General features: G+C 37.5%; 11 protein-coding genes and 1 tRNA gene. 10 read left to right on the forward strand and 2 right to left on the reverse strand.

What is annotated here, in order from left to right:
• Positions 1 to 94 precede the first annotated feature (94 nt).
• Both IQ247_RS10515 and IQ247_RS10520 read left to right on the forward strand, forming a co-directional pair.
• Positions 95 to 1,216: a glycosyltransferase gene (locus IQ247_RS10515; protein ID WP_193919650.1), complete on the forward strand. Its 1,122-nt coding sequence runs from the start codon at positions 95 to 97 to the stop codon at positions 1,214 to 1,216.
• Between the two features lie 316 nt (positions 1,217 to 1,532).
• Positions 1,533 to 2,012, forward strand: coding sequence for a hypothetical protein (locus IQ247_RS10520; RefSeq protein ID WP_193919651.1), 480 nt, complete (start codon positions 1,533 to 1,535; stop codon positions 2,010 to 2,012).
• A 53-nt stretch (positions 2,013 to 2,065) separates the two neighbouring features.
• Here the strand turns inward: IQ247_RS10520 and IQ247_RS10525 are convergent, their stop codons facing one another.
• Both IQ247_RS10525 and IQ247_RS10530 read right to left on the reverse strand, forming a co-directional pair.
• Positions 2,066 to 4,273, reverse strand: a complete 2,208-nt coding sequence (locus IQ247_RS10525) for a GumC family protein (protein ID WP_193919653.1) — start codon at positions 4,271 to 4,273, stop codon at positions 2,066 to 2,068.
• Positions 4,274 to 5,306: 1,033 nt separating this feature from the next.
• A tRNA-Gln gene (locus IQ247_RS10530) sits at positions 5,307 to 5,378 on the reverse strand.
• 276 nt (positions 5,379 to 5,654) lie between these two features.
• On the opposite strand from IQ247_RS10530, the gene IQ247_RS10535 reads away from it, so the two are divergent.
• From IQ247_RS10535 to IQ247_RS10570, 8 genes are all read left to right on the forward strand, one after another.
• Positions 5,655 to 5,975, forward strand: a complete 321-nt coding sequence (locus IQ247_RS10535) for a hypothetical protein (RefSeq protein ID WP_193919655.1) — start codon at positions 5,655 to 5,657, stop codon at positions 5,973 to 5,975.
• 1,487 nt (positions 5,976 to 7,462) lie between these two features.
• Complete coding sequence (locus IQ247_RS10540) at positions 7,463 to 9,484, forward strand: lasso peptide isopeptide bond-forming cyclase (RefSeq protein WP_193919657.1); 2,022 nt, start codon at positions 7,463 to 7,465, stop codon at positions 9,482 to 9,484.
• A 137-nt stretch (positions 9,485 to 9,621) separates the two neighbouring features.
• Entirely contained in the window at positions 9,622 to 9,804 is a 183-nt protein-coding gene (locus IQ247_RS10545; RefSeq protein ID WP_193919659.1) for a lasso peptide, read from the forward strand.
• 752 nt (positions 9,805 to 10,556) lie between these two features.
• Positions 10,557 to 11,492 carry a phosphoenolpyruvate carboxykinase (ATP) gene (locus IQ247_RS10550; protein ID WP_193919661.1) on the forward strand — a complete coding sequence of 312 codons (936 nt, stop codon included), beginning with the start codon at positions 10,557 to 10,559 and terminating at the stop codon, positions 11,490 to 11,492.
• 330 nt (positions 11,493 to 11,822) lie between these two features.
• Positions 11,823 to 13,640, forward strand: a complete 1,818-nt coding sequence (locus IQ247_RS10555; RefSeq protein ID WP_193919663.1) for an ABC transporter ATP-binding protein — start codon at positions 11,823 to 11,825, stop codon at positions 13,638 to 13,640.
• 1,124 nt (positions 13,641 to 14,764) lie between these two features.
• Positions 14,765 to 15,082, forward strand: coding sequence for a lasso peptide biosynthesis PqqD family chaperone (locus IQ247_RS10560; protein ID WP_193919665.1), 318 nt, complete (start codon positions 14,765 to 14,767; stop codon positions 15,080 to 15,082).
• Positions 15,066 to 15,503, forward strand: coding sequence for a lasso peptide biosynthesis B2 protein (locus IQ247_RS10565; RefSeq protein ID WP_193919667.1), 438 nt, complete (start codon positions 15,066 to 15,068; stop codon positions 15,501 to 15,503). The genes IQ247_RS10560 and IQ247_RS10565 overlap by 17 nt, the downstream gene beginning before the upstream one ends.
• Positions 15,500 to 17,410, forward strand: a complete 1,911-nt coding sequence (locus IQ247_RS10570; RefSeq protein ID WP_193919669.1) for a lasso peptide isopeptide bond-forming cyclase — start codon at positions 15,500 to 15,502, stop codon at positions 17,408 to 17,410. Before IQ247_RS10565 ends, IQ247_RS10570 begins: the two co-directional genes overlap by 4 nt.
• Positions 17,411 to 17,446: the final 36 nt, after the last annotated feature.

The raw sequence follows: 17,446 nt of genomic DNA on the forward strand, positions 1-17,446 counted from the left end.
TTGGACAGTTGACAGTGGACAATTACCCATTACCCATTACCCATTACCAATTACCCATTACCAATGACAGTTGACAGTTATTAAAATTTCTTAAATGTCTAAAATATTATTTATTTCTGCCCATGCTCCTACTAATTTATATCCTCAAGCTGGACAAAAGATAGCTTTAAATCATTTAGAGGAATATCGTTATCATAATAATACAAGTGTTGATGTTGATGTTGTTGTTATCGCAAATAAAGCTGAAATTAAGGCTGCTACAGATTTATTAGATAAATACAGAAATCACCTTTTTCTCTATCCCCTGACAAAATCGGATAAAATTATTAGCTGTTTAACTAATTTATCTATTCCGTTTAAATTTTCTACTCGTTATCAAACAAATGTAGCTGATAAAATTCAAGAGTTACTAGAAAAAAACACTTATGATTCAATTCATTTTGAATATTCTCACGCTGCGGTTTATCTTGATTTGATTAAACCACTGATTAACTCTAATTATACTCGAACGGTAATCAATATACACGATATTGTCACTCAATCTTTTTTAAGAAAGTCCGAAACTAATTTTATTTTAGGTGTCGAAGTAGCCAGATTATTCAAATTTGAAAAAAAGCTTTATTCTAATGTAAATCAATTATGGGTTTTATCCAAAAAAGACCGCGATATTCTCACTTCTTTATTTAGTATTCCAGAAAATAAAATTATCATTAAACCTCCTCAACTTAGTTCTTTTATCTCTAAAATTAAACGTAATCCTGATAAAATTGAGAAAAAAAGCTTGTTATTTTGGGCTGCAATGAATCGACCTGAAAATGAACAAGCAGTAATCCATTTTACGCAAAAATGCTTTATTAAACTGCTCAAAATCGACTCAGAATACAAACTGTATGTTGTCGGTTCCAATCCTTCTGGAAAAATTATCAACCTGCAAAATAATATTAATAATAATAATAATAATAATATAATAATAGTAACCGGATTTGTAGAAGACCCTACTCCCTATTTTGAAAAAGCACAAATCGGAATTGTACCCTTACTTCAAGGTGCGGGCATCAAACTTAAAACCTTAGAAATGCTGGCAGCAGGATTGCCGGTGATTTCTACTAATATCGGTGCTGAAGGAGTCGAATTATCAGAAAATATGTTTGTCAATGATAATCTCGAACAATGGCTTAATCTGATTATAGACTTAGCAAAAAAAAATAATCCGTGATATTTATTTTCTAAACCATTGACAAGTTACTCACTTTACTATCCATTCCTAATTTTCTCAGCCGTACACCCAATTTCAAAAAACTTTGTGTCCCTCTGCGTGAACCTTTGCGCCTCTCTGCGTTCAAACATATAATTCCGATGCTAACAAATTTGAGATAAATTATATTTATTTACATTTTTTAGTAAATACGAAAACAATACCCGATTTTTGGCATTTTTTATTTAATGAAAAAAACAATAAATGATAATCTAGACACATTTTAAGTTAAAATTAATAACTTGGTTTGATTTATCGGCAATACTTCTGCCTAAATATGGTTCGTTATACTATTGTTCAAAGTCCAGAAATCATCCTAACAGTTCCTGGCAAAGATTCCAACAAAGCTCGTGAAAAAGCAATGGATAAGCTGATGGAAATTATGGAAGCTGGTGATTTACCCACCCAACTCGAAGAAGGATTTGGTCCTCAGCAATTAATTGAAGTAAAAGAAGCATCAATGGATACTGCTAGCGGAGAAGATACAATTATAGAAGCAGTTCAACTTCTGAGTAATCTCGCAACTCTGAAGTTGAAAGTTCAAGAAACACGTAGCGAAGCTTTGGAAGTTCGTAAATTAGTTGATATCTTGTTTTCAGATCAATCCGTCAGTGAGGAAGAAATTTCTCACCTCAAAGAAGGTTTTAAATCTCTGAAAAATTTTGCTCAAGCTAATCTACGCTATAAAGAAGCTCGAGAAAAAGCAGAAGAAGCTCGTCAGGTACTAGATCAAGCTTTGAAATCTCCAGATAATTAGCTTGGTATAACTTGATCGATAACAGACGTAGCACTGCTACGTCTCTAGAATTTTTAATGTAATTTAATTTTACTTATTGAAGAGGAATTTTTAGACTCAACTAAATCATCTTCCCCTACTCTTCCGACACTCATCTTGTAATATTGTTGATAATTGCTTTGAGAAATCGCTGTTGATTCCTTAGACTTATTCGCTACCAACCCTAAAATCGCAGTACCAGATACTTGAATTTCTTCTAAGGCTTGAGCGAATGCGGTACGCTTCAATTTACCCAATCCAGCTACTAACATCACACCATTAGTATTAGCAGCTAACAAATTAGCATCAGCAAAACCAACTATGGGCGTAGTATCGTAAATCACTAAGTCGAAACTATTATGCAACTCGTTCATCAAATCCTGCATTTTTACAGAAGCGAGTAATCTGGTAGAATCCGGTGGGATGGGACCTGCTGCCATCACATACAAATTATCTTCAAGTGGCGATCGCTCTATGATATTGCTCCATTCCAGTTCAGAGGAAATAACATCGGTTAACCCTTGAATATTCATTAATCCCACCCGCTGATGTATAGTCGGACAGCGAAGATTTGCATCTACTAATAATACCCGTTGTCCCATTGCTGCTGCTGCTAAAGCCAACTGAATAGCCACCGTAGTTTTACCGTCTTCCGGTGTCGCCGAACTAACCACAAGTGAACGAATCGGTGTATCCGAACCCAAAAGCAGAATATTGGTGTAGAGAGAACGAAAAACTTCAAAAAATGCCGCACGAGTTGCTTGATGAACCCGACCAAGTTGTGCATCTTGCTTGGCACTAGCAGCAAGTTCTTTACTGAAAGGAACTACTCCTAATAACGGTAATCTGGTAGTTTCTTTCAAATCTTTAGAAGTATAGTAAACATTGCTCAACTTGTCTATAACCAAAGCAGCACCAACACCCAAAAGCAAACCCAAAGCTCCACCCAAACCTAAGTTTCTTATAGCACTCTGGGAAATAGCTTCGGGTTGTTCAACTTTAGTCAGTTGAGGATCTAATAATCTCCAAGGCTGCTGTTTCTGAGACTTTTCAATTTCCAAAGCTTGCTGCTTGCTTAAAAACTGGTTTAATCCTTCTGTAGCAATCTGTAATTCCCGCTGGATATTTTCGTAATCGCGGGTGACTGTTGCCAAATTTCTCAACTCTGCATTCAGTTGATTTATTTTATCAGATAAAGATAAATCGCGAGCTTGTAATGTTTGGATGCGATTTTGAAATTCGTTTTGGACTCTCTGTTCCTCTGCATTCAGCATGGGAATCAAGTTAGTTGTCTTTTGCTGTAAAGCCTGTATCGTCGGATTATTATCTGTAAATACAGCAGACTGGCTTTGAGTCTCAATCTGAATTTTCTGAATTTCGTCGAGAATTTTCTGATAACGAGGGTTTTCGCTGAGTATGGAATTCCCTACCCGCTCTCCTGGCTGTTGCGCCAACTCCTTTTGTAACTCTTGATATTGAGCTAGCATTTGCTCGTATTGTACCCGGTTTTCTAATTGCTGTTGGGTAAAACTGGCAATTTGAGAGGATACTTGTTGAGATTGTTGTGCGGGTTCAATTAAATTATTTACACTTCTAAGGGTTCGGAGTTTATTTTGTAACTCTTCAACTCGCTGTCTTAACCCACCGCTGGTGATTCGTCCCTGAACAAAATTAATAGCCTGATCGATATCTTGCTGACGTTCCTTCAAGCTATAGTTTAGATAAGCATCAGCAATTTCCTTTAAGACATCGCTAACAAGCTGCTGATCTCCGGCTACATATCCTACCGTTAAAATATCTTTTTGTTTCGAGCCAATAACCAAACCTTTAACAAATGATTCGTATTCCAGATTTGGATATTTCGTCTGAAGTTTTTCTACAACTGGATTTAATATTAACGGACTTCTTAAAACTTGAATGGTTGTCGCTACATCTTTTTCTGTCTCCGGAGGTGCGATCGCATCTCTAGAACCCAAAGTTTGAGGAATGTTGGCGATCGCTTTACCTTCTCCGGTCACTGGTTGAGTTAAAATATCAAATTGACCTTGATATATCGGAGGTTCTGACTCTGCTTTCAATACCGCAGCAGTTGTTACTACTCCCGTGACACCAACAATTAATAATGCTCTACGTCGTAAAGCTGCTCCGACTTGTCCTAAATTCAATCCACCTTCTTCAACATCATTATTTAAAGGGGTACCTGCTTGAGAAAAGAGGTAAGGATTTTTTTCTGACTTCAGCATAGTCATAGTAAATTTTAATTGCTTGTATTACTTACGTAATTTTTCGCTTTCATTCCTGAAAGGCACTATTTAGTTTGGTTTTCCCTTTGGGCTTTACAATACCGATGCACCAACTTCTTTCTTAAGTGAACAAAATTTACACTCCAGACTATCTCCAAGCTTTCCTCAAAGGTTGTTAAAAACCTATCTAACAGATACACTACCCTGCTTGAAGTATTGAAGATGTCAGCCAACTGCTCGCGATGCACTGTCTATACAGTAACATTACGTAGTTTATGTTTGTTGATTCATTTACATCTATAATAAATTATAATTAAATTTTGATTAGTTTTTGAAAATTTTCAGATTTAGTTTTCACTACGTTAGGATAAATTTATTTCCGTAAATTCCGAACATCAGACCCTTTATTCCTGATAAATACAGCAATTTTACCGAAATTTACCTCAATGTATTATTACTCATATCACAGAAATTTTTCCGGACAAAATCTGGGGTCAATAAATTTACTTGCTTTTTTCATCACAACAGCTCAATTTGTCAAGTAAATAACTTTAACTCCAATCCTTCCCCCGTAGATGTTTCAATTATTTGGTTATTGAACTGAGAACTGAGTAATTGACGAATGCTTCCTATAATATGTAAATGCCAGCGCGATCGCCTTAATAATTGGTATTTATTATTCCTCCAAATCTTTTATTTTACACATGATGATTTACATATATTACAAAGATTGTTTAAAGAATATATGTAGAAAATATAGTTTACTTAAAGCTAAGGTTAATCTTGTTACATAAGTTTATATCCAATATCTAGATATATTAACAGGACTTACGTGTGAAGCCAGAAACCCGGTTACTTCGTCGATATCTGATTGTAAAAACCCAGATTTTCCGTAGAAACCGGGTTTATTTGCCTAAATCCTAATTTAGATATTAACAACGGCTTGCAGCATCTATAAAAATTAACAAACAAATACCTTTATATTCTGATAAAGGGTAGGATTCACAAAATATATAGTTTTAAACTTAATAAACTGGGGCGCTAGGATTCGAACCTAGGAATGGCGAGACCAAAACCCGCTGCCTTACCGCTTGGCGACGCCCCATTAGCTTTACTCTAGTGAGTATAACAATAGGTTCGGGTAGTGTCAAGTAGTTTCGGTCTTGAATTTCTCCAAAAAACCATAGTAATCCGGTTTTGTTATGGGTAACAGAAAAATGGTATCGCGTAGTGCAAGCTCGTTGCTATCGCGAACTTTATTTCTTGAAGACTAATTAATCTTGCTATTATATTGGGATTGCTTTTACCTATTTCCAGGTTAAAAGAAATCTACAAACATAGTTTCTTTAAGAGACTGCCAATTAGTGGTTTTAATTATTTTATGTCTTCTAGTAAGTCAGGCATCAACCCCAGCGTATTTTTTTTGTCTTTAACGGATTTAATTTTCAAAAAATTACGGCAGCAAAAAAACAAAATCCATGATTTCACTGAATGCGTCCGTGGAAGTGACTACGTGTTTGAGATTGCAGAAGACCCAATGAAAGCTTATATGACAGCACAAAGTAAAGATGTCAAATGTGGCGATTATATCATTTTACAAATCGATTCCGCATCTTGTCGATATCAAGTAGAGCAAATTGATTATTATGCAAACCCGTCGGATATGTGGATGGGTTTACTTAAAAAAGTCAGAGATGATTGATTGATTGATTGATTCTATTCTATATTTAAATCAATCGAATAATACAAAGAGTATTTGTATACTAGTGCTTTGTCCCATTAATTCTAATGGATAATTGATTGGTAGTGTCCGGGTCTGGCTCCTGGTGACAAAAAGCGCTCATGTTCACCCCCCCCAAAACTAATGCGATCGAGTACCAAGTTAACTGACACAATACGACTGAAACTACTTTCTAATTCTGACACTACAAGTAGACCGCTCTTCAATGCAACCCAACAGTTTTAATTTACACTAGCTTCACATATGTGTAAATTTGATAAATTATTTCAACTTAGTTCATAATACTTACGTATATCTTCTAATATGAGATTTAGTTATCAATTTAGCTATACAGGGCTGCTCAAAGTAAACATCTACCGCTACACGACTCGCGATCGCAATCTGAGGGCAAAGAAATGAGGCCAAATGCGTTACTCAAAGTAATTTTACTTATTACATTAGCTAGCAGTTATTAATTTAGGACTTACGCAACCGGCACATTTTCTTGCAACGGGTGGGTGCGTAGTTGAGAAAAATTTGAACGGTTCTATAAGACTTGTAGCGCCACGCAGCACCCGTATCCACCAGACAATTGCGGCCATTCCTACAGTTAAACAACTAAATGATAATTGCCAGCCTTCAATAATAGTTACTAATTTATCAAAAATGTCATAATTTATAAAAACATTAACTGTTTTTTAAGATACTTGTTTTTCCCAGTGTAATCACTTATGCTGGAGGCATAAAATTAACAATAGATGATTAGAAAGGAAAGTTCTTACAATGATATCTTCAACAGGAGATACTACTATTTCGGAAAAATCAATACTAGAAATTTGGTGGGTAATTCGTAATTCGTAGTGCGAGCTAGAAGTATGCCCTTCCGGGGCAGGCTACGCCAACGCACTACAAATATTTAACCCATCATAATTAATGAAATGGAGTACTAGCCAAAGCATTTATTCTGAGGGGTACTTGGTCTAAATTTTCTGATTGATTTTTTAGTCCTATTTATAGGACTTATGCTATCAGACCGGGAATTTGATTCCCGGTCGGGTCTCGATAATAGCCTATCAAAATTAATGAAAAAGACTACTAGTGCTTTGTCCCATTAATTTTGAATGGTTATTTTTTCTCAAAATTGTCTAGAGACGTTATGTATAACGTCTCTACAGCACGTCGGTAGACGAACAAACCCCTCATAACTTATGTGGTGGAATACTAGTATCTGTAAAAAAAAATCAAATTTCTTCCGACCTTGGTGGTGAAGCAGTGAAACCAATTCGTATTTCACATTATCTCTTAACTACTCAGGTGTTAAACAGCCGTTGTGCTTGTCTTTGCTAAATCACAGATATTACGAAACTTACTTAGTCAATTTGGATTGAATACTACAAAAGGCTTGTAATTAGTTATTTTACAAACCTTTAAAGATTTATTTCCTTAGCATCTCTCAAAGGAATCAGATTATGAGCGGTATCATGGGTCTTTACTATCTGGACGCTCGTCCGGTGGAACAACAAAATTTAGAGCGAATGGTTGATACATTGGTTCATCGGGGACCTGATGGTGCAGATATTTGGGTAGATGGTTCTGTAGGTTTGGGACACCGGATGTTATGGACTACTCCCGAATCAATCATAGAAAAACTACCTTTAGTCAATCATACTCACGATATGGTTATCACTTGTGATTGCCGCATAGATAATCGTGAAGAGTTGATTGCTGCATTAGAGTTAAATAACAGTTCCTCCGAGCAAATTACCGATAGTGAGTTGATACTGGCTGCTTATGAGAAATGGTGTGGAGAATGTCCGGAACATTTGCTAGGTGATTTTGTCTTTGCAATTTGGGATCAGCGAAAGCAGAGATTATTTTGCGCTCGTGACCATATGGGGGTAAAGCCTTTTTACTATTACTATCAACCTGGTAAGATATTTGCTTTTGGTAGTGAGATCAAAGCTTTATTGTGTTTGCCAGATGTGCCGCAAAGACTCAATGAAATTAAGGTCGGGGACTATCTCGAATCAAATTTTCAAGATAAAGTCCATACCTTCTATCAAGATATTTTGCGTCTGCCACCTGCTTGCAGTTTAACTTTGAATGAGAAAGGATTGCAAATTTATTCTTATTGGTCTCTTGACCCAGAGCGCGAATTGTGTTTAAAATCTGATGAAGATTATGCCCAGGCATTGCAGGAAATCTTTGCTGAAGCAGTACGATGTCGATTGCGTAGCGCTTTTCCCATCGGTTCTCATCTAAGTGGTGGACTAGATTCTTCTGCTGTCACCTGCATGGCAAGCAAAATTTTGCAGGAAGAGAATCACACTTTACATACTTTCTCGAATATATTTGATAGAGTTGCTCAGTGTGATGAACGTCCTTTTATTGAAGCTGTACTTGCTCAAGGGGAAATGATTCCTCACTACGTCCACGGCGATCAACTCGGACCTCTATCAGACTTAGAGCGAATTTTTAAATATCACGAGCAAGTCGTTTCTGCTCCTACTCATTTCCTGATTTGGGGATTAAACAAGGCTGTTGCGAACAACGAAGTCAGAATTATATTAGATGGCTTTGATGGTGATAATACTCTGTCTCACGGTGAAGGTTATCTGATTGAATTAATCAGGAAACAACAGTGGTCAACCTTTGCTCAAGAAGCCAAAGATTTGCACAAACTTGTAGGTGTTTCACCACTCAAAACTCTTCGCTGTTATGGCTTTCCATACTTGGAAGAATTAGCACGAACTGGCAAATGGATCACCTTTGTTAAAGAAATCAATCAGATTTCTCAGCATTTTGATATTTCACCCAAAAGACTTTTCTTAGATGGTGGATTTAAACCCTTATTACCTGAATCTGTGAAATCGCTGGTTCGCTTATTACGCGGAAATAACCAAAGTACTGACAAATCTATCATTAACCGTGATTTTGTTCGTCGGATTAATTTAAAAAAGCGTATTCAAGCTTTAGAAGGTAATCGTTCCACTCAACCATTTACAGAAAGAGAAAAACACTGGCGCAATATTACTTCAGGTATATTAACCCAAGGATTAGAGACATTAGATATTTACGCGGCAGCTTTTTCCCAAGAAGCCCGTCATCCGTTTATGGATAAAAGATTGATTGAATTTTGTTTGTCTTTACCTGCGGAACAAAAGCTCAACAAAGGATGGTCTAGATTAATAATGCGTCGTGCGATGAAAAATATTTTACCTGAACAAGTCCGAAACCGTCGCACCAAAGCTAATATGTCTCCTTGTTTTCGATATGGACTGCTCAATCACGATAAACACCTTTTGGAGCAAGTCATACAGAATCATCAGAAGAGCATCGAGGGTTATGTAAATACAAAAGTATTATCTAATTCCTACGAACAATTACTTTCTACGAGCCAAATGGAATATCCTCCAAGTTCAACAGGTGTATCACCTTGGCAAGTAGCCATGTTTGCTCTGTGGTTGCATCACTCTGAACTCAAGCAGTAATAACTGTCATTACATTATTTTTATTTCTTATATTTGCTCTATTTCTTATACGTACCATTATTAAAAATGGGTAGAATTATCCACTTGTGGGTAGCTACCCAGGAACACAAAACAAAACACTCAAAGGAATTAAACCAATGAAAAAGTCCTACGAAGCACCAAAACTAACCAATCACGGTACCGTTAACTCGATTACACAAGCTAGTGTCAAGGGTTCACCCGTTGATACTGTTTTTGGAGAAGACGGTTCAATAATTGGCAACCTTACAGGTTCATTGGACGCTTGTACTTCTGGAGATTTAATCAATTGTGGTAAATAATGACTGTTAAGTAATTCTGAAGAAGTTTTGGTTAATCGATGTATTTCGACTGCAACTCGAATGTACATCAAAATCTACCTCTAACAACTGAAGTTATTACCGAACAAGTTCTAATCTAATTTGATTGTAACAGTCAGACATTAAATACCCGCATCTGCCGTTGAGAGTTCAAAGTCTGAGTCAATTAAGTTTGATCAAAGACTTTGAAACTCAACAAAACAATATCGATGAATTCCTACCAATTTGCTCGATTAAGTCAGAGTAAGCCGTTGTTTATTCGACTGCAACTCGAATGTACACCAAAAACTTACCTCTGACAACTGAGCTTATTACCCCAACAAGTTCTAATCTGTCCTCAATATAGCATCAATTAATTAACGTATTGGTGTGATTAAACACCTGTCGCTGCGGCATGAAGTCTTTTGTGGGAGTTAATTTCAGGCGTTGCTGCTTCATAAGTATGGATCAAATTTGATAGATAACCGAAACCTGTGTAGAGATATTACAGTGTAACCTCTCAAAATCTAAATTCATACCCGGAGGAAGCAACGCCTAATTTTAACATCCTAATTGACACACAAAAATATTATTTTTGTATAAAAAATCACAGCCAAATCGGCGTTGAAATTTGTTTTGTAATTATGGTAAAGCTTTAAAGCCAATTTATATTTTGTTAGATAGTTAGATTTATTGCTACCGACTGACTTACTCACTTTTGACTTATTAAGGAAAATGTAATTTAACGATTTATTATGTTCACCTACTTTGCCTATAATCTTCGTATTCACTCTGAAATTTTATTTCCCGAACTAATAACTTTTGATTGTGAATCAAATCGAACCGAAAAACTACCAGAAGTAATCTTAGAACAGCGTGAAATCAATCATGCAGAGATTGAAAATGCTGATGGTGGTAATCGTTTTGTTGGGCATTTGGAAATTAATAAATCACAGTTTTGCAGATTTTTGGTAGAATTTGGGCGCAAAATTGTCATCGAACCTACCCCAGGAATAGCACAAGATATCATTCGTCCTGGGATTCTCGGTCCAATATTCAGTGTACTACTGCGGCAAAGAGGACTGCTGACTATCCATGCTAGTTGTGTTGCGATTGATGGGGAGGCTGTTGCATTTATCGGTCATTCCGGATGGGGTAAGTCAACTCTGGCTAATGCTTTTTACAACCAAGGATATCCTTTGCTTACCGACGATGTAATGGCAATTCAAGTAAACGAACAAAGTGAAACACATCCGATTACTTTTCCTGCTTACCCCTGTGTTAAATTATTACCCGATGCAGCCGCTAGTTTGGGATACGATTTTGATCAGTTAGCCGTAATTAACTCAGATTTACTCAAACGTCATAACACTCTTGCGGAAAGATTCGTGCAAAAGCCTTTACCTATTAAACGAATATACGCATTAGAAAAAATTGCAGCCCCTTATCATCAAGTGGAACCGCTTTCTTGTCAAAATGCACTTGTGGAATTAGTTCGTCATTCCCGTGTTACGAATCTATTGACTACTCCAGAATTCGTCAGCGCTCATTTGCATCAATGTACGCAACTCCTGAAAAAAGTACCCGTTTATCGTTTGAAAAGATACAAAGGCTTAACAGCACTTCCCGATTTAGTAAAACTGATAGAAGATGATGTTGCTAAAAATAATCGTGTAATATCCTATACTTAAAAAACTGCTAATAATAAGCTAATTTAGGTACTTGTAATAAATAACTGATTTCAACATTCATATAGGACTTACGCAATATGTGGCCCAAACAGTTATTTTTGCCTAGGGGTAATTCATGAATTACCCCTACTCTCATTCGGTTTTGCGTAAGTCATGTCATATTCCGGTGTTGCAAAATCTGAGTATGAATTTAGATTTGGAGACGTTACAGTGTAACGTCTCTACAGAGGTTTCGGTTATCCATAAAATATCTGTAACACATAGATTTTGCTCAAAACCCGACTTGTGATGATTGATGATATTTCTGTATTAATAAAAACTATATAAATTATGCAAGTAGGCAAAAAAATCAAAGAAAAATTACAAAGTACGCAGCGTCTATTGCCTGCTTTGCGATTAGTATGGCAAAGTAGCCCTCGTTGGACAATCGCCCGCGTAATCATCCTTGTGATTCAAGGTGTACTGCCAGTAATCTCAATTTATCTCGCCAAATTAATTATAGATACAGTCGCTGCCAGCCTCACCACTGCCGATAAAGCCGCAGCTTTTAATAATGTGATATTTTTTGTTGTCTTAGCAGCAGCAGTCACTTTATTAACTAACCTGGCTAACTCCCTCGCCCAATTAGTTACTAGCGCTCATTCCCAACGAGTAACCGATTATATGCAGGGAATAATCCAAGCCAAATCAATTGCAGCCGATTTAGAGTACTACGAAAATCCCGTATACTACGATGTATTGCAAAGAGCGCAACAAGAAGCACCTTACCGACCTCCCCAAATCCTCAATCGTTTGGCAGATGCTGGACAAAATGCGATTTCTTTGATTGGGATGATTACTTTGTTACTGTCGCTGCACTGGGGAATACCGGGTGTTCTGTTTATTGTTTCCCTTCCAGCGATGTTAGTACGGGTGAAATATTCTCGGATTTTGTATCGCTGGCAGCGAAAAGTTACACCAATGGAGCGTCAAGCAGGATACATCGGCTATATGCTGACGGTAGACCAATTTGCTAAAGAAATTCGTCTATTCAACTTGGGTAGTTACTTTAGTCAGTCCTATCTTCGCATCCGCCGACAGATATATAAAGAAAGTCTATCTATATTAACCGGACGCTCTTTAGCTAACTTTACTGTAGAGGCGATCGCCGGTATTCTCATATTTATAATCTATTCCTATATCATCTACCAAACTATTAATGGTGTGCTGCGTTTGGGGGATTTAGTTCTGTACTATCAAGCCTTACAACGGGGACAGGGTAATATTAAGGGTTTATTGAACAGCTTATCTGCACTTTATGAAGATAACTTGTTTCTAGCAAATCTCTACGAATTCCTCGACATTAAACCCAAGTTAATTGACCCACCAAACCCCAAACCGATTCCTCATCCGATGAAAACTGGGATTGAGTTTGAAAATGTGGGTTTTCAATATTCTACAACTACCCGTAAAGCGCTGAGAAATATTAATCTGACAATTAAACCAGGAGAAGTAGTAGCCTTAGTCGGGGAAAATGGTTCTGGTAAAACGACTTTAATTAAACTTTTATGCAGACTGTACGACCCCACATCAGGCAGAATTACCATTGATGGTATCGATCTAAGTCAATTTAAAACAGAAGAATTACGCCGTCAAATCAGCGTGATTTTTCAAGACTATGCGAAATATCATTTTACTGCCCAAGAAAATATTTGGTTAGGAAACATTGACTTACCACCGCACAGCGACAGCATCATTGAAGCGGCTCGTCGTTCTGGTGCGGATGATGTAATCACGAAATTACCCAAAGGCTACGATACTATTTTGGGTAAATTATTTGACAAAGGCGAAGAACTTAGTATCGGTCAGTGGCAGAAAGTTGCTTTAGCGCGGGCATTTTTGCGAAACTCTCAACTAATTGTGTTGGATGAACCCACTAGCGCAATGGACCCCAAAGCCGAGTATGAGGTATTTGAAAAGTTTCGTCAATTAATTAAAAATCAGTCCGCGATTTTGATCAGTCATCGTTTATCTACCGTGAAAATGGCTGACCGAATATACGTAATGGATAATGGAACAATCGTCGAAAGTGGTACCCACAACGAACTGATGGAATTAAAGGGTACTTATGCTCATTTATTTGAAATTCAAGCAAGTCAGTATATGTAACAAGTCGGGTTTTTTTGAGCAATATCTCTAACAAACTCACAAAAATTGCTAAAAACCCGACTTCTGAGGATTGTCATCTTGCTCGCTAGCCAATAGCGAGCTTTCCGGTATGTCCTGGCGGACACGCTTCCAAGACCGCACTACGAATTACGAATTTATTACCCCCCAAAATTAATGACATAGACCAATAGTGCTTCACCACATTAATTTTGATGGGTTTTCTCGCAAACCGAACCGGGAATCAAATTCCCGGTCTAATAGCACAAGTCCTATGAATAGGACTAAAAAAATCAATCATAAAATTTCGTTCAAGTACCCATTAAAATTAATGTGGTGGATCAATACTACCCACCACATTAATTTTGAGGAGTATTACTTCAGTCCTATTTATAGGACTTTCGCTATTAGACAGGGACTTACAGTCCCTGGCGGATTAAATATCCACCCCTCAAAATTAATGTGGCAGAGTAATAGTAGTCCATGTCATTAGTTATGATGGCTTAATTAATATAACCTTACTAGTAGTCGGATTTTACCAGAAATCTTGTAGAGACGTTATATATAACGTCTCTACATTACGTCAGTAGACAAACAAAACCAATCAAAACTAATAAAAAGGACTAATAGTGGTCCACCACATAAGTTATGAGGGGTAATCAATGTAATATTGTAGGTTGGGCTGTTCGCGCAAGCGTTGCGAAGCAAAACGTAGTGGAGCCTCGGCACCCGCGTTGGGTTGCGCTATGTCCTGTCGGACAGGCTTCGCCAACGCTTAACCCAACCTACGAAGAGGTATTTTAACTCCTCAAAATTAATGTGGCGGACTAATAGTAGTCGATTGCATTAATTCTGATGGGTTAAGGGAGTGCGTTAACCTCACCCTCCGGGTGAACACGTAGCGTGCGCGGTCTTCGTAGTATGATAGGACATAACGCAAACGTCCCGCCCGCTATTGGCTAGCCGAACCCTCGCTGATGAAAATGATTTTATAAAGACGCGACAACGTAATTTTAAAGAATATATGAAGTGTAAAATAAAACATCGTAATGTCACTATACTAGGGATTATATTTAATACAGCAGAGCAAACAGCAGTAACCAATTAGCTTTTTTCAGTGAAAGAAAATGAGTTATCCACAACCCGACCAACACGAAATCGTAGAATCATCATTAGTAGTAGTAGCTGAAGACCAAATCTCTTCGGATCTTGGCGGTGAGGCAGTTATTTTGAATATGAAGAGCGGAATTTACCACGGTTTGAATGAAGTGGGTGCGCGAATTTGGAATTTGCTCGAACAACCCAAAACCGTAAAAGAAGTCAAACAGGTACTTTTGGAAGAATACGAAGTTGAAGCAGAAGCTTGCACAAATGACCTTTTCTCACTGCTGAATAATTTAAAAGCCGCAGGGTTGATTAAAGTAATAAATGAAACTGCTGCGTAAGTTTTGGAATCTGAGAAAGGTTGATTTTTACTTTCTATTTGTGACATTTTTGTTACTAGGAGTAATTAGGTTAGGGTTGTGGTTACTAGAGTTTCGCATTTTATTAAAAATAGTAAATAAACTGAACACGAAAAAATTGCCACTCCCTAATGCCACTCTGGGTAAAATTATTTGGGCTGTGAATGTTACAACCCGCTATATGCCAGGTGGAGCAAAATGTTTGGCAAGGGCTTTAACTACACAAATTTTGATGAATCATAGTAGTTTTTCTCCCGAATTGTGCATAGGTGTTGCGAAAGGACACTCAGGAGAATTAGAAGCCCACGCTTGGATTAAATATCAGGGATATGTTGTCATCGGTTATCTACCGGATCTACCACGCTACATTCAACTACCATCCCTCGAAGGAATTAAATTATGAGCGGCATCGTAGGTATTTATTACCTTGACGGTCGTCCTTTAGACCGCGAAAACTTAACAAAAATGGTTGATATATTGGCGCATCGCGGACCAGATGGTGCAGATATCTGGGTTGATGGATGCGTCGGTTTGGGACACCGGATGTTGTGGACTACTCCTGAGTCTCTGTTTGAGAAGCTGCCTTTGATTAATCAAAGGGGTGATTTAGTAATTACAGCAGATGCTCGCATAGATAATCGTGAGGAATTGATAGCTGCTTTACAGATAAATAATCGTCCTGCTGATAAGATTGCAGATAGCGAGCTGATATTGGCAGCTTACGAGAAATGGGGCGAAGATTGTCCCCAGCATTTACTAGGTGATTTTGCATTTGCGATTTGGGATGAGCGTAAACAGGTATTATTTTGCGCTAGAGACCATATGGGTGTGAAGCCTCTATACTACTATCAATCAGATAAATTTTTAGTGCTTGCTTCTGAAATAAAAGCACTGTTTTGTTTGCCAGAAGTACCGCGCCAATTGAATGAACTCAAAGTTGCTCATCACCTGACACTATTTTTTGAAGACAGGGTAAATACCTTCTACAAAGATATACTTCGGTTAGCGGCAGCCCATTCATTAACCGTAAACTCAAGAAGGTTAGAGGTTAAATGTTACTGGAAGTTAGACCCGAAGCGCGAGATTAAGCTTAATTCCCATCGGGAGTATGTTGAAGCTTTTCGCGAAATCTTTACCGAAGCAGTACGTTGTCGTCTACGTAGCGCTTTTCCTGTAGGGTCTACTTTGAGTGGTGGACTTGATTCCTCTTCCATTACCTGTACGGCACGTATGCTGTTAGCTGAATCGGGAAGAAAACCGCTGCATACTTTTTCAGCAATTTTCCCTAATTTACCTCCTGATGCGCTGCAATGGATTGACGAACGTTATTTTATCAATGCCGTACAATCTCTAGGAGGCTTTGAGTTTCATAATATCCATGCAGACTATCTTAATCCTCTGGTAAAACCGCTTTGGCAAGATGATGAGCCAGTTTATTCTCCAAATTTGTATATTCATTTAGCACTTTACGAATCTGCACAATCAAACGGTGTTCGTGTATTTTTGGATGGAATAGATGGGGACAGTACGATTTCTCATGGATGGGCGCGTCTGACAGAACTGATCTATGGAGGTAAATGGAGAACTTTACGTAATGAGATGAAAGCGGCTTCTGAGTTGTCTGGAATATCTCAGCAGCAACTTCTATGGAAATATGGTTTTCAAACCCCTATCCAAGAACCTGCGTTACGCCTTTGGCAAATATTACAACAAAATCCGAAATCTACTTTTACATTTAATCAAATCATTAATGATACGTTTTCTCAACGAATCGGATTAGCACAAAACATCCAATCCTTAACAAAGGAAGTTCCATTTCTAAATTTTAGTGCTAGACAGATACATTCTTCAGGGTTGAATGCTGGTATTCATCAATATGTTCAGGAATTGGCTGATAAAGTTACTGCTTCTCATTGCCTAGAAGCTCGTTATCCATTTTATGATAAACGACTGATTGAATTTTGCGTAGCTCTACCTTCATCCCAAAAATTTCGCCAAGGTTGGACGCGAATAATTTTACGTCAAGCAATGAGAGATATTCTACCTCCACAAGTGCATTCGCGCACCGGCAAAGGAAGACTAAGCTTCAATTTTCAAGACAAATTATTAAAGTATGAGCAAAAAACTATAGAAAGGGTATTTGAAGAAGCCAATCAATTAAATAAGTACGTGAATTTATCAGCACTTCACACAGCTTATCATCGTTACGCGGCTCATCCTTTACAGACACAAATAAAGGTAGATGCCATTGCTGTATTCTGTGCGGTAACGCTATCTCAGTGGTTGAATCAAGCAAATCTCAATACTTAATTTTCTTAGTTAAATTAAGAGTTAATTGGAACTTTT

This window comes from Plectonema cf. radiosum LEGE 06105 (assembly GCF_015207665.1).
In the GTDB taxonomy this organism is placed as follows: Bacteria; Cyanobacteriota; Cyanobacteriia; order Cyanobacteriales; family Nostocaceae; genus Rivularia; species Rivularia radiosa_A.

Bases quoted from the DNA above. Each gene is read 5' to 3' on its own strand.
- IQ247_RS10515 (WP_193919650.1), top strand. From the start codon at position 95: ATGTCTAAAATATTATTTATTTCTGCCCATGCTCCTACTAATTTATAT.
- IQ247_RS10520 (WP_193919651.1), top strand. From the start codon at position 1,533: ATGGTTCGTTATACTATTGTTCAAAGTCCAGAAATCATCCTAACAGTT.
- IQ247_RS10525 (WP_193919653.1), bottom strand. From the start codon at position 4,273: ATGCTGAAGTCAGAAAAAAATCCTTACCTCTTTTCTCAAGCAGGTACC.
- IQ247_RS10535 (WP_193919655.1), top strand. From the start codon at position 5,655: ATGTCTTCTAGTAAGTCAGGCATCAACCCCAGCGTATTTTTTTTGTCT.
- IQ247_RS10540 (WP_193919657.1), top strand. From the start codon at position 7,463: ATGAGCGGTATCATGGGTCTTTACTATCTGGACGCTCGTCCGGTGGAA.
- IQ247_RS10545 (WP_193919659.1), top strand. From the start codon at position 9,622: ATGAAAAAGTCCTACGAAGCACCAAAACTAACCAATCACGGTACCGTT.
- IQ247_RS10550 (WP_193919661.1), top strand. From the start codon at position 10,557: ATGTTCACCTACTTTGCCTATAATCTTCGTATTCACTCTGAAATTTTA.
- IQ247_RS10555 (WP_193919663.1), top strand. From the start codon at position 11,823: ATGCAAGTAGGCAAAAAAATCAAAGAAAAATTACAAAGTACGCAGCGT.
- IQ247_RS10560 (WP_193919665.1), top strand. From the start codon at position 14,765: ATGAGTTATCCACAACCCGACCAACACGAAATCGTAGAATCATCATTA.
- IQ247_RS10565 (WP_193919667.1), top strand. From the start codon at position 15,066: ATGAAACTGCTGCGTAAGTTTTGGAATCTGAGAAAGGTTGATTTTTAC.
- IQ247_RS10570 (WP_193919669.1), top strand. From the start codon at position 15,500: ATGAGCGGCATCGTAGGTATTTATTACCTTGACGGTCGTCCTTTAGAC.